Annotated in this window: 7 protein-coding genes and 1 pseudogene; 7 read left to right on the top strand and 1 reads right to left on the bottom strand. The window is 41.4% G+C overall.

From position 1 onward, the window contains the following. Window positions 1–164 precede the first annotated feature (164 nt). The 7 genes from G631_RS20080 (at window position 165) to G631_RS0106495 (ending at window position 14,011) form a co-directional block, all read left to right on the top strand. Window positions 165–3,071: an EAL domain-containing protein gene (locus tag G631_RS20080; RefSeq protein ID WP_051196952.1), complete on the top strand. Its 2,907-nt coding sequence runs from the start codon at window positions 165–167 to the stop codon at window positions 3,069–3,071. A 91-nt stretch (window positions 3,072–3,162) separates the two neighbouring features. Then, window positions 3,163–4,089: a phosphate butyryltransferase gene (ptb, locus tag G631_RS0106520; protein WP_026488765.1), complete on the top strand. Its 927-nt coding sequence runs from the start codon at window positions 3,163–3,165 to the stop codon at window positions 4,087–4,089. A gap of 54 nt (window positions 4,090–4,143) precedes the next feature. Then, a complete protein-coding gene (gene buk, locus G631_RS0106515) occupies window positions 4,144–5,208 on the top strand; it encodes a butyrate kinase (RefSeq protein WP_035789451.1) in 1,065 nt (354 codons plus the stop codon). A gap of 204 nt (window positions 5,209–5,412) precedes the next feature. Continuing rightward, entirely contained in the window at window positions 5,413–8,661 is a 3,249-nt protein-coding gene (locus tag G631_RS20075; RefSeq protein WP_051196950.1) for an aminotransferase class I/II-fold pyridoxal phosphate-dependent enzyme, read from the top strand. 91 nt (window positions 8,662–8,752) lie between these two features. Continuing rightward, window positions 8,753–11,317 (top strand): preprotein translocase subunit SecA, encoded by a 2,565-nt coding sequence (secA, locus tag G631_RS0106505; RefSeq protein ID WP_026488762.1) that lies wholly within the window; start codon window positions 8,753–8,755, stop codon window positions 11,315–11,317. Window positions 11,318–11,338: 21 nt separating this feature from the next. Then, window positions 11,339–12,481, top strand: coding sequence for a peptide chain release factor 2 (gene prfB, locus G631_RS0106500; protein ID WP_026488761.1), 1,143 nt, complete (start codon window positions 11,339–11,341; stop codon window positions 12,479–12,481). Between the two features lie 315 nt (window positions 12,482–12,796). Beyond that, window positions 12,797–14,011: a zinc ribbon domain-containing protein gene (locus G631_RS0106495; RefSeq protein ID WP_026488760.1), complete on the top strand. Its 1,215-nt coding sequence runs from the start codon at window positions 12,797–12,799 to the stop codon at window positions 14,009–14,011. 110 nt (window positions 14,012–14,121) lie between these two features. Here G631_RS0106495 and G631_RS21115 read toward each other — a convergent pair. Next, window positions 14,122–14,615, bottom strand: a pseudogene (locus G631_RS21115) (IS200/IS605 family accessory protein TnpB-related protein); the annotation flags it as partial.

The following is a 14,615-nucleotide window of genomic DNA, read 5'->3' as shown; positions in this document are numbered from 1 at the left end:
ATTCTTTTAAGGTTTTTTTATGCCAGTTTAATAAATTTGATACACATAAAGTGTTATCATTTAAACGTAATAATATATTCATACTGATGTATATTTTCTCACATCGTTAATTTTGTATAAATGTCGGTATAACAATGGCGAAAGCACGTTTCAGATACAATTGCATGAGGAAAAATTTTAGGCAGGCTTCAAGGCTTATTGCATTAGTGGCTTGCCTAGCGATTTTGTGCGCTCTTTTACCTTCGCTTGTATCTTATGCGGGAGTACCTGAAAAAAAGAAAGTAAGAGTTGGCTGGTATGAGTCGGCATATTGCTACTACGATGCTAATGGCAAACGCGGTGGCCTCGCCTATGAATATCAGCAGAGAATAGCAGCGTATTCCAATTGGGAATATGAGTATGTAGAGGGAAACTGGGATGAACTCTATCATATGCTTGAAAATGGTGAAATAGACCTTTTGAGCGATGTTTCATATAAAAGAGAAAGGGCCGGCCAGGTGCTGTTTCCTTCTATGCCCATGGGATCTGAAACCTATTATATGTATATTGTGGCTGGGAATACAAAGCTTGACCCAAGTGACATTAGTACATTTGAAAATGCAACAATCGGTGCTGTACCAGATTCTTTGTCCAAGGAGCTTCTCGAAAGATGGGCGCAAGATAATGGACTTACTATAGAAATCCCTGATTTGTCGGGCTATTCCATTAAGGAAAGTTTCGACAAACTTAAAAATGGGGAACTTGATGCATATATATATTATGATGCTATGGGCAATGATGAAGTCTGCCTTCCTGTTTTTAATATTGGGGAATCAGACTACTATTTTGCTGTTAACAAAGAAAGACCAGATCTCTTAAATGACCTTAACCAGGCCATTCTCCGTATAAGGAATGAGGATCCTCTCTATAATCAGAGACTATACGAAAGATATATATTTCCTGTAAGTACTAGCACTTTTTTGACAGAATCTGAACTAAGGTGGCTACAGGATAATGGTCCTATAAGGATAGGCTACAGGGACGATTATCTGCCATTCTGTACCCAGAAGGATGGCGAATTATATGGAGCTTTTGCTGATTATATTAAGTATGCAGGCACTTGTATGAAAAATGGGCATATTGCTTTTGAGCCTGTAGCCTATGATACGACAGAAGACGCTTTAAATGGACTTAAAAACGGAGAGATTGACGCTGTATTTCCGCTTTTCCTTTCTCCTTCAGATTGTGATGAAACGGATATTCTTTTGACTAATCCTATCATGAGGACAGAGGTATACGCCACTGTGGGTGATAGGGCCAAGGATATATTCAGTTCAGACGATACAAGAGTTGCTCTCTTAAAGGGAAATATAAATTTTGATAGTTTTATAAAAGAAAAATTCCCTAATTGGAAGATTACCTATTATGATACCTTAGAAGAATGCTATAAGAGTACAGTAGATGGAAATACAGACTGCGCCATGGTTGCAAGCTATCGGTTAAACAGAACGGAAGCTTTGAGACGAAGATATAACTTATCTCTTAGAACTACTGCTCAGGACATACCTTTTTCAATAGCAGTAAACAGGAGCGATATAGATCTTTTTTCAATATTGAATAAAACAGCAAACGTAGGCACAGAGCATAAGGTAGAGGGATATTTTTATAAGTATTATGCAGGGGAAGATAAAATCACTTTCCGGGATTTTCTAAAAGATAATTATAAAAGTGTTCTTTTGGTTCTTGCTGTAGTTCTTTTAGTAATCCTGATCTTGCTGCTTTTAGCGCTGCGTTCTGATAAGCGTGCCAATGAACGACAGGAACTTATCTCTGAAACTGAGCATGATCCGGTTACTGGCCTTTATACCAGAAACTATTTCTTTGCTTATGCAGATAGAATGTTTAAAGAGCATCCAGCTGAGAAACGCGATGCCATAGTTCTTAATGTTGAGCAGTTTCACATGATAAATGCTTTGTATGGCTGGGAATTTGGCGACAGGGTACTTAAAACAATTGGTGATGAGATCACAGCTTTTCTCAGAGAAAATGATGGAATAGCCTGTAGAGCCATGGCTGACAGATTCAATATTTATTGCCGTCATACAGATGATTACCAGGTTCTGTTTGATAGGACCCAGAAGAAGCTTGACAATATAGCTGAGAACGTAGTTATCCTGCTTAGAATGGGCGTAATGCCCTGGCAAAAAGATATAGGACCAGTACAGCTTCTAGACAGGGCAAGGACTGCCTGTGCTATGACTAAGGGCGGACATCACTCAAGGCTTATGGTCTTTAGTGAAGAGATGAGGAAAAAAGAGCTCGAGGAGCAAAGACTTCTTAACGATATCAGGAGAGGACTTGAAAACCACGAGTTTAAGGTATATTACCAGCCCAAGTACGACATCCAGGTGGATCCTCCGGTGTTAAAGAGTGCAGAGGCGCTTATCCGCTGGGAACATTCAGAGCTTGGAATGATATCTCCTGGTGTATTCATAAATCTTTTTGAAAAGAATAATCTGATCGGCCTTTTGGATAAATATGTATGGAGCGAAGTAGCCAGGCAGATTGCAGCCTGGAAGGAAAAATATGGTGTGTCATATCCTATTTCTGTGAATCTTTCAAGGATTGATGTCTTTGATCCGGAGCTTGAAGTTGTTCTTGATAAGATTACTCAGGACAATGGCCTTTCCAGAGATTTACTTCATCTGGAACTTACAGAGTCTGCCTATACTGGCAATGAGGACCAGATCATAAAGGTAATAGGTGGCCTTAGAAACAAAGGCTTTATTATCGAAATGGATGACTTTGGCACGGGCTATTCGTCACTTAACTTGCTGACTTCTATGCCTATAGACATCTTGAAGCTTGACATGGGCTTTATTCGCAATATAGGAAAAGAGGAAAAGGACAGCCGCATGGTTGAACTTATCCTTGATATAGCCAAGAATCTGAAGCTTACAGTCGTGGCAGAAGGCGTTGAAACAAAGGTTCAGCTTGACTTCCTCAAGGAAAGAGGCTGCGATCTGGTTCAGGGTTATTATTTCTCCAAAGCACTTCCAGCAGATGAATTTGAAAAGAAAGCCTTTATTTAATAGTGTCTTGAAAAATATATAGTGGAGTGTTAAAATTTTGTCATATGGCGATTGATATTGAATAACCAATAATATATGGAGGTTTTGTAAGATGAGTAAGAACTTTGATGATATCCTTGCTAAGCTTAAGACAGCAGAGACCAAGAAAATGTCTGTAGCAGTAGCTCAGGACTCACACGTACTTGAGGCAGTTAAGGTTGCCAAGGAGAGAGGAATCGTTGATTCAATCCTTGTTGGTGACAAGGAACAGATTGAGAAGATCATGGGCGAGCTTTCCATGAACCCAGCTGATTATGAGATCATTGATGTTAAGGACACAATCGAGGCAGCACGTACAGCAGTTTCTCTTGTTCACGATGGTAAGGCTGATATATATATGAAGGGCTCACTTGAATCCAAGGATTTCCTTAAGAGCGTTCTTGACAAGGAAGTTGGACTTCGTACAGGCCGTCCACTTTCACACGTTTGTGTATTTGAAATTCCTGGCATTGACCGTCTTTTATTCCTTACAGACGTTGCATTCATGCCATACCCAACTCTTGAGGACAAGAAAGTCATAATTGAGTATACAGTAGATGTTGCAAGAGCTTGCGGCGTTGAGTGCCCTAAGGTAGCTCCACTTGCAGCTGTAGAAGTTGTTAACCCTAAGATGCCTGTAACAGTAGAGGCAGCAGAGCTTACAAGAATGAACGAAGAAGGCGAGATCAAGAACTGTATCGTTGACGGACCTCTTTCTATGGACCTTGCTATCGATCCTGAAGCTGCCAAGCACAAGGCAGGCGCTCTTGATCGTAAGATCGTAGGTGATGCAGATATCCTTCTTTTCCCTGATATCCACGCAGGAAACCTTACATACAAGACTATTGTAAGACTTGCAACAGTCAAGAACGGTAACATCCTTACAGGAACCAAGGCACCAGTTATCCTTACATCAAGATCAGATTCAGTTGAGGTTAAGGTTAACTCAATCGCACTTGCAGCCGTAGTTGCAGAAGATAAGAAAAAGGGAATCCTTTGATCTAAGGGACTTAAATATACATGGTCAGAGGAATCTGACAGAAGGGGAATAATCATGATAAAGAGCTTAATTATTAATCCAGGTTCTACATCTACAAAGGTTGGTATCTTTGAGGACGAGACTCTTGTTAAAGAGGAGACTTTAAGACACAGCACAGAAGAGATTGAAAGCTATGCTTCAATCATCGACCAGAAGGATTTCCGTAAGAATATCATTCTTGATTTCCTTAAAAAAGAAAACATCGACATCAAGTCATTTAACGTAATCGTTGGACGTGGAGGACTTCTTCGTCCTATCCCAGGCGGCACCTATGAGTGTACAGATGCCCTCCTTGAGGATCTTAGAAAGGGCGTTCAGGGTCAGCATGCATCTAACCTTGGCGGTATCCTTGCAAGAGAGATTGGCGATGAAATCGGCGTTCCATCATACATTGTTGACCCTGTAGTAGTTGACGAGATGGAGCCAGTTGCTCGTATTTCAGGTGTTCCTGAGATTGAGCGTGTTTCAATTGATCACCCTCTTAACCAGAAGGCAGTTGCCCGTAGATATGCCAAGGAAATTGGTAAAAAATATGACGAGATCAGCGTAATTGTTGTTCACATGGGTGGTGGTACATCTACAGGTGTTCATAAGAACGGCAAGATGGTTGACGTTTATGCTGCACTTAACGGTGATGGTGCATTCTCTCCAGAGAGAGCCAACGGCATTCCTGCTAAGGCTCTTGTAGATATGTGCTTCTCAGGCAAGTACACATACGATGAGATGAAAAAGAAGATTGTTGGCTACGGCGGACTGAACGCATACCTTGGAACTAACGATATGAGAGAAGTTAACAAGATGTGCGAGGAAGGCAACGAGAAGGCTATCCTTGTTCGTGAAGCTTTCATTTACCAGATCTGCAAGAACATCGGTGCCTGCGCTACAGTACTTAAGGGTAAGGTTGATCAGATCATTCTTACTGGTGGTATTGCTTATGGTCAGGTTATCACTGATGCTATCAAAGAGCGTGTTGACTGGATCTGCCCAGTTACAGTATATCCTGGTGAGGATGAACTTCTTGCACTTGCTCAGGGCGCTATCCGCGTAATGACTGGTGAAGAACAGGCTCAGAAATATTAATTATCTTGCCCTATAAAATCAGGCAAAAGTGGATTAGTATACATATTGAAAAGGAAAAAAGACCTTCGGGTCTTTTTTTCGTATAACAATACGAGAACTGTAATTTTATTTCGACAAAATTATGGTTTTATTTTGTTTGCGCATCTGTTATTATTCTCTTTGCTTTTTTGAATGTAAGAGATATGAAAATGAAAGGAGCCAAAAATGAAAGTACTAAGAGATTACCTGATAGAGAGGGCAAAAGAAACATCGCAGAAGACTCTTTTTCTGGTTGAAAACAAGATTACTATGACTTATAAAGAGCTGTATATGCAGGCAGCTAAAATGGCAAGAAGCTACAAAAATGAAGGTGTTAAAAAAGGAGACCTTATCCTGATCCAGTCAGCAACACCTCTTTACACATATATGGGATACTGGGGAGCCCTCCTTTTAGGGGCAACACCAGCTCTTTACCCAATTAATCCAGATGTTAAGAAACACATTCCTGCAATTGCGGCACTTTGTAAGGAATTTGGAATTGACTATATTTTTGCTGACAAGACCATGGCACCTGCTTTCCAGGGCACTATGGAGCAGAAGGTATTTGTTCCAGAGGATTATGAAAAGGCTGATGAAAGCGTAAGTATTGACTATTTGGAATTTACTGGTGATGGTTTAGACGAAGAAGATACTGCTATGCTGCAGTTTTCTTCTGGCTCAACAGGAAATCCAAAGGGCGTTTTATTAACCCATAAAAACATTGCAGCTAACGCTCTTTCAACTGCTGAGAGAATAGAGCTTGAGCATGGAGATTATGCTTTTAACTGGCTTCCTCTTTCACATGATTTTGCTATGCTTGCAATGCATATGATACCTATAGTATTTGGCTGCAACCAGTTGTGCATGATGCCTAATACCTTCCTTAGAAAACCTATGATCTGGGCCAAGACCGTATCAGAGTGCAGAGCTAACTTTTCGCCAATGCCTACCTTTGCAATGAATCTTATTGCCAAGAGCTTTAATGAGGATGATTACGAAGGCCTTGATCTTAGCTCTATGAAGGCAGTTATCTGTGCTGGAGAAGGAGTCTCTGTGGCAAGCTGTGATATGTTCTACAAGACACTTGCTCCTTATGGCTTTAAGGAGAACGCAGTGGTTCCAGCTTACGGACTTGCTGAGGCTACAGTTACAGTAACTCTTTGTGACCCTCATGGAGGCAAGATTTCATGCCATGTTGCATCAGATGCAGCAGTAGGAGATAAGGTTTTTGGCGAGGAAAAGAGTGACGGTGCAAGACTTATCATTGGTTGCGGAAAGCCTATATCATGTAATGAAGTACTTATCTGTGATGACGAAGGCAAGGAACTTTCTGAAGGTTTTGTTGGAAATATTATGGTCCGCGGTGAAAACGTAACCAAGGGCTATTACAAAAATCCTGAGGCAACTGCAGATATCCTTGGAACAAACAATATCCTTAATACTGGAGATATTGGATTTATCTATAAGGGACAGCTTTTCATCAGCGGTCGCCGCAAGGAAATGATCATTATAAATGGCAGAAATTACTTCTCATCTGATATTGAGGCTACAGTAAAGAGTAAGACAGAAGGCCTCATGGGCAAGACAGTTGCTGCCTTCCAGGTTCACGACTGTATTTCTGATACAGAAAAACTCTACATAGCTGTAGAGGGCGAAGAAAATGAAAACCTTGCAAAAGAGATAAAGGGAGCCGTAGTTTCTGCACTTCACATCCCTTGTGAGAGGGTTGTGTTTGATGCAGAGCTTCCAAAGACAGCAAGTGGAAAAGTAAGATATTACATGCTCACTAAAAAGTTCGAGGCAGAACTTGAACAGAAGAAAATGGAAAAGAAGGGCGATGCATCAGAAATTATAAAGAACAGGACAGATGCAAAAGAGAAAATGGCAGGAAAAGGCAGTATTTCCAGAATCGTATATAATGCTTTATCCAAAGTTACAGCTTATCCTGTACCTTCTCTTAACAGTACTGACAAGCTTCAGTTTGACCTTGGAATTGACTCTATCATGATGGGTGAGATCGTAGCTGAGCTTACAAACATTTTCTCTTTTGACGATGACCAGGTTCAGCGCGTGGTAGAGGCAGCTTCTGCTGAGAATGCAACAATTGAAGACCTTGTAAGGGCTGTTGAAAATAGCGGAGCCAAGGCAGTAAATACAATCCCAGAGAGCCTTGTGGATGAGGCATCTTATAGACAGGCAGATGAAAGTGCAGACAGCGATGCCAATGATGGCCTTCAGTCAGAGGTTGTGACAGAGACATGCGTTACTGATTTTGATGAATATAAGGCTATCCACAACAGACTTATGAACCTTCCTGTAAATCCATACTACAAGGTAAATTATGGTGTTCCCAAGGATGTCATAAAGACTGATGAAGGCGAGAAGATAAACTATTCAACATACAACTACGTAGGCCTTAATGGTAATGAAAGAGTTAAAAAGGCAGCTCAGGAGGCTGTTGCAAGATATGGAACTTCAGTTTCTGGAAGTCGTATGATCTCCGGAGAGATAGACCTTCACAGAGAGCTTGAAAATACTATCACTGAGTACCTTGGAACAGAGGATACAATTGTTTATATCGGTGGTTACACAACAAATGTAAGTGCCATCAGTACAGTAGTGTCATCTCAGGACCTTATTTTGCATGACAGCTTATCCCATAACAGCTTGATCACAGGTTGTATCTTATCTGGCGCAAAGAGAATGAGCTTTAAGCACAATGATATGAAGTCCCTTGAGGATTCACTTAAGCGCGTTAGAAAGTATTACAGAAGAGTGCTTATTGTGGCAGAGGGTATCTACAGTATGGATGGCGATATCTGCGACCTTCCAAAACTTGTGGAACTTAAAAAGAAATATGGATGTCTTTTGATGATAGATGAGGCCCATTCTCTTGGAACCATTGGAGATTGTGGACGCGGTGTTGGAAGCTACTACAACATTGACAGGAAAGATGTTGATATGTGGATGGGAACCATGAGTAAGTCTTTGGCCAGCTGCGGTGGATATATTTCTGGATCAAAAGAGATAGTTGAACTCCTTAAGTATACTTCTGACGGCTTCATGTTTAGCGTAGGAATATCACCAGCCAATGCGGCAGCAGCTCTTGAAGCTATAAGGATATTAAAAGAGACACCAGAACTTGTTACAAAGCTCAAGCACAACAGCGATTTCTTCCTGAATGCCATGAAGGAAAAAGGACTTGATACAGGACTTGCCCAGGGAACAGCTGTAGTTCCATGTATAATTGGTGATTCTAATAAGTGCATGGTTCTTTCCCAGAAGATGTACAAAGAGGGTATCAATGTAATGCCTATTGTTTACCCTGCTGTTTCTGAGGAGGAAGCGAGACTCAGGTTCTTTATCTCAAGTGAACATACAGAGGAGGAAATGCAGAGAACAGTTGATGTTCTGGCTAGACTTCTTTCGGAATGATAAGGTTGAAAAGACGGCCCAAATCTGCTACAATGTACAACGGACTTTTGCTAAAATATTGGGTTAGTCTACCCTTTTTCAGGAGTATAAAATGAGTATTATAGACAAGATTATTGGAACACATAGTGAGAGAGAACTTAAGAGAATTCGCAGCACTGTTGATTCTATTGAGGCTATGCAGCCACAGATGCATGCGCTTTCTGATGAGGAACTTAAGGGCAAGACCGAAGAGTTCAAAAAGAGACTGGCTGATGGAGAGACTTTGGATGATATCATGCCAGAGGCTTACGCAGTAGTTCGTGAGGCTGGTAAGAGAGTACTTGGAATGGAACACTTCAGGGTTCAGCTTATTGGTGGTGTTATCCTCCATCAGGGCAGAATCGCTGAGATGAGAACTGGTGAAGGTAAGACTCTTGTGGCTACTCTTCCTTCATACCTTGATGCTCTTGCAGGTAAGGGTGTACATGTTGTAACAGTCAACGATTACCTTGCCAAGCGTGATGCTGAGTGGATGGGTAAGATCCATGAATTCCTTGGTCTTACTGTAGGTGTTGTATTAAACAGCATGTCTTCAGAAGAGAGACGCGCTGCCTACAACTGCGACATTACTTATGTTACCAATAATGAACTTGGTTTCGATTATCTTCGTGACAATATGGCTATTTACAAGGAACAGTGCGTTCTTCGTGGCCTTAACTACGCTATCATCGATGAGATTGACTCAATCCTTATTGATGAGGCGAGAACTCCTCTTATCATTTCCGGACAGAGCGACAAGTCAACTAAGCTTTATGAGGCTTGTGACATTCTTGCCAAGCAGATGACACGTGGTGAGGATATGGAAGACCTTACCAAGATGGATGCCATCATGGGCATTGAGAGAGAAGAGACTGGAGACTTTATTGTCAATGAGAAGGATAAGATAGTTAACCTTACAGCACAGGGTGTTGCCAAGGTTGAGCGTTTTTTCCGTATTGAGAACCTTGCTGATCCTGAGAACCTTGAGATCCAGCACAACATTATCCTTGCCCTTCGTGCAAATAACCTTATGCAGAAGGATCATGACTACATTGTCAAGGATGATGAAGTTCTTATTGTCGATGAGTTTACGGGCCGTGTAATGCCAGGCCGTCGTTATTCAGATGGTCTTCACCAGGCTATCGAAGCTAAAGAGCATGTTAAGGTTAAGAGAGAGTCCAAGACTCTTGCTACTATTACTTTCCAGAACTTCTTTAACAAGTTTGAGAAGAAGTGCGGTATGACTGGTACAGCTCTTACAGAGGAAAGAGAATTCCGTGATATCTACGGACTTGATGTTATTGAAATCCCTACAAACGAACCTGTTATCAGAATTGATCATCAGGATGCTGTTTATAAGACCAAGAAAGAGAAGCTTAATGCTATCTGCGATGCTGTTGTAGCTTCCCACGAGAAAGGTCAGCCTGTACTTGTAGGTACTATCACTATTGAGTCTTCTGAGGAGATCAGCAAGATGCTCAAGAAGAGAGGTATCCAGCATCAGGTACTTAATGCCAAGTTCCATGAGATGGAGGCTGAGATTGTTGCAGAGGCTGGTAGAAAGGGCGCTGTTACAATCGCTACTAATATGGCTGGTCGTGGTACCGATATCAAGCTTGATGAGGATGCAAGAGCAGCTGGTGGTCTTAAGATAATTGGTACAGAGAGACATGAGAGTAGACGTATTGACAATCAGCTCCGTGGACGTGCTGGTCGTCAGGGAGATCCAGGTGAATCCAAGTTCTATCTTTCACTGGAAGATAACCTCATGCGTCTGTTTGGTTCAGAGCGTCTTATTTCAATGTTCAACGCACTTAAGATTCCTGATGGACAGGAAATCGAGCACTCATCACTTTCAAAGGCTATTGAATCAGCCCAGAAGAAGATTGAGTCCAACAACTATGGCATACGTAAGAACCTTCTTGAGTATGACCAGGTTAACAACGAGCAGAGAGAAATCATCTATGCAGAGCGTAAGAAGGTTCTTGATGGAGAATCACTTCGCGATTCTATCTACAAGATGATCACAGATATTGTAGAAGCTGATGTTCAGACAGTAGTAGGTGAGGAGTCAGATCCAGACAACTGGAATCTTGCTGAGCTTAACGAACTCCTTCTTCCTACAATTCCTCTCAAGAAGATCAACAGAGGACGTATTGATAATCTTACCAAGAACGGTCTTACACAGCAGCTCAAGGAAGAGGCTGTCAAGCTCTACGAGGCTAAAGAGGCTGAGTTCCCAGAGCCAGAGACAATCCGTGAGATTGAGCGTGTTATCCTTCTTAAGGTTATTGATAGAAAGTGGATGGATCATATCGACGATATGGATCAGCTCCGTCAGGGTATCGGACTTCAGGCTTATGGTCAGAGAGACCCTAAGGTAGAGTACAAGCTTGCTGGTTATGAGATGTTTGATGACATGACCAAGGCAATAAGAGAGGATACAGTAAGACTCTTGTTCCACGTTCATATCGAAGAGAGAGTAGAGCGTGAGCAGGTTGCCAAGGTTACTGGAACTAACAAGGATGATTCAGTTGCAAAGGCTCCTGTCAAGAGAGTGGAAGCTAAGGTATATCCAAATGATCCATGTCCATGCGGAAGTGGCAAGAAGTTCAAGAATTGCCACGGCAGGGTCTAAGTAAGTTAATAGGAGAGATTTATGGTAGTTTTAGATCAGATGAAGGTTGAGATTCAGAACCTGAAGGGTACTCTTGATGAGGTTACAGCTTCTCTTGACCTTGGTACAAAGAAAAAGATAATTGAAGAGCTCTCAAGAGAAATGGAAGAGCCTGGTTTTTGGGATAACGCTGAGAAGGCCAACAAGAAGACCAAGGATCTCAAGAATATGCAGGACCTTGTAGCTGATATCGAGAGACTTAACAATCAGTATACAGATATCATCGACCTTATAGATATGCAGAATGCAGAGGGCGTTGATGATGACGATATGGCAGCTGAGATCAGATCTGAGCTTGATGAGTTTGAAGAGACTCTTGAGAATATCCGTATCAGCAACCTTCTTAATCAGCCTTATGATAAATATGATGTAATCCTCAGACTTAATGCCGGAGCAGGCGGTACAGAGGCTTGTGACTGGGCATCAATGCTCTATAGAATGTATACAAGATGGGCAGAGAGAAAGGGATTTACTACAGAAGTTTTAGATCTTCTTGATGGTGATGAGGCAGGAATCAAGTCAGTTACATTCCAGATTTCAGGAACAAATGCTTATGGACTTCTTAAGTCAGAGCACGGCGTACACAGACTTGTTCGTATAAGCCCATTCAATGCGCAGGCTAAGAGACAGACATCTTTCGTATCCTGTGATGTAATGCCAGATATTGAGGAAGATATTGATATCGAGATCAATCCAGATGATCTGAGAATTGATACATATCGTTCAAGTGGTGCAGGCGGACAGCATATCAACAAGACATCATCAGCTGTTCGTATCACTCATATTCCTACAGGCGTAGTTGTTGCCTGCCAGAATGAGCGTTCTCAGTTCCAGAATAAGGATAAGGCTATGCAGATGTTGAAGGCCAAGCTCTTTATCATGAAGCAGGAAGAGCAGGCAGCCAAGCTAGCAGGTATCCGTGGAGAAGTTATGGATAATGCCTGGGGCAGCCAGATTCGTTCTTATGTCCTTCAGCCATATACTATGGTCAATGATACACGTACAGGCTTTAAGGCTTCTAACGCAGATGGTGTTTTAGATGGTGAGCTTGATCCATTTATCAATGCATACCTTAAGTGGCTCGCAACAGGTGGTAAGCCGGTTGGAGATACTTCCGAGGAGTAAATGATAGGGTTCTCGCATGATTGTTGATGCGAGAACCTTTTTGTATGATATAGGCGTCATAAGTCACAATTGCGTACATGCTTGCATGTTAAGCAATTTGACTTCATGACCCGAACAAACATGAGGAAAAAGCAATTTACGAAGTAAATTAGCGATTTCCGAATGGTTGTAGAATTGCGACAATAACGAAGTTATGGAGCAATTCGTATATCATACAAATATTTATATTATGATTCATAGAAAAAATAAAAATATTGTGAAACATTGTTGGGATTTTAAGTGTATAAAAGGTAAGAACACAGGGAGGTATGAAAAATGTTTTGTACAAATTGCGGGGCTGAAATATTACCGGGACAGACCTTCTGCACAAATTGCGGAGAGGCAGTTACTGGCGGGAATGATGGAAATACAGGGTATGGAAATAACTATGGCGGATCTGTTTATGATAATTCGCAGGCTGGTGCATATTATAACAATGCGCAGCAGGCTTCTCCTGTAACACCATCTTACCAGTATACGGATTCAAACGTTTATAATACAGGAACATATGGAACTTCAACTTATGGAGCGCAGGCTTATAGCACGCCGGTTTATAATGCACCTGTATACAACAACCCAGTAGTAAAGCCCAAGAAAATGGGAACTGGGATTCTTGCAATTGCAATTTGCGTAGCAATTCTGGGTGGTATTACCTATGGATATACTCATTTGCCATCCCTCCTTGGAGGCAATAAGAGTTCAGGAGCAGAACCAGATCCAGCACCAGTGAGCGTAGCGGCTGCTTCTACTGAGGAACCGGATGAAATAAACGAGATTGATAATAACAATGGTGACCAGGACAAGGTAGAAGTTGCATCTGGTACAGACGCTACTACTGATGATCAGAATACTGTTCCTGCTTCTTCTGGCGGATATTCCACAATGAAGAAAACAGATGGCACATCCACTGAATTTGCTGAGGTTGATGCTAAGGGCTATGCAGAGACAGATTTTTCTGGCTATGGCAAAATGGAATATGAATTTGCTACAGCTTATATGGGCACTGATGAATATATCTTTGTTCCTAATGGTAAGCTCAATGGAGATACACTTATTCGTGACAAAAAGTTAAGCGAGTTCTGTGATTATGTAGATACAAAACTTCCAAGTTCAGTAGGGAAACTTGATAGAGAACTGTTTTATAAAGTCCTGGCAGCAGACATAGTAGACAGCAGTCTTGGGGCAGCCGATGATGTATATCTGGCACAGTCACTTATGTATGCATTGACATTTGCAGTTAACTTTTCTGATATGCAGGTTGATCTTAACTACGTAAGAATACTAAATGGAGCTACTACCAGATACTACTATAATGTCAGTGTATTTGGTAATGATGATATTTGGATGATCGATTATAAAAATAAATTGTGTTATATGAACAAGGGCACCACAGAATATAATGATCATGGCGATTTCGCTTTGTTTAGTGATGAATCCTATGGACTGTATATTTTATTAGGAATGTCTTACTTTGGACTTGAAATCAAATAGTGAAGCCTCACACGACTAAAGTCGCGTGCTTCCTATTGCCACAATCTACGTTGTGGTTGCCTTTTAGGGCATCGGACTGCGTTTCTGTCCATACGGCTAAAACTCAGTACTTAGGCAACTAATATGTTGTCTAAGACCGCATTTAAGCTAATAAGGTCAGCCAACGTGCAGGTGCTTCTCTTAGAGCACTGAGGGACTTTAGCCTCAATGTCCAACCTGTCCGTCACCGAACAGGATTTAAAAATTTCTCGTATATAATAGCGGGCTGCTATATTATACGAAGCGTTAAGATCACAGTTGTATGTTTTGCCATTTTGAAATTTACACAAACTATATGTTGGCATATCTGCGTCCTTACCTCGAAGAACTCTGCCACTGCCATCGAAAGCAAGTTGTGATGTTCCCCATGCGCAAATATGAGATATCCTCATACAAAGTCTGTGAGCCTTGTCTGTTACCATAGATTGCACGTACTTTGCCTTCCACATATGGAGCTTTTGTTTCTTAGAGCCACGCTTTTTACCTGCAAGGTCCAAGTGTTCAAAAACTATGGTGTCAGCATTGTACATTACGGCTGTATCTATGATAAAGTTAGCTGTTTTAA

It is taken from the genome of Butyrivibrio sp. XBB1001 (assembly GCF_000424505.1).
GTDB lineage: Bacteria > Bacillota > Clostridia > Lachnospirales > Lachnospiraceae > Butyrivibrio.
Note: the sequence above shows the minus strand (reverse complement) of the source record. Positions and strands in the feature narration are given on the sequence as shown.

Bases quoted from the DNA above. Each gene is read 5' to 3' on its own strand.
- G631_RS20080 (WP_051196952.1), top strand. From the start codon at position 165: ATGAGGAAAAATTTTAGGCAGGCTTCAAGGCTTATTGCATTAGTGGCT.
- ptb (WP_026488765.1), top strand. From the start codon at position 3,163: ATGAGTAAGAACTTTGATGATATCCTTGCTAAGCTTAAGACAGCAGAG.
- buk (WP_035789451.1), top strand. From the start codon at position 4,144: ATGATAAAGAGCTTAATTATTAATCCAGGTTCTACATCTACAAAGGTT.
- G631_RS20075 (WP_051196950.1), top strand. From the start codon at position 5,413: ATGAAAGTACTAAGAGATTACCTGATAGAGAGGGCAAAAGAAACATCG.
- secA (WP_026488762.1), top strand. From the start codon at position 8,753: ATGAGTATTATAGACAAGATTATTGGAACACATAGTGAGAGAGAACTT.
- prfB (WP_026488761.1), top strand. From the start codon at position 11,339: ATGGTAGTTTTAGATCAGATGAAGGTTGAGATTCAGAACCTGAAGGGT.
- G631_RS0106495 (WP_026488760.1), top strand. From the start codon at position 12,797: ATGTTTTGTACAAATTGCGGGGCTGAAATATTACCGGGACAGACCTTC.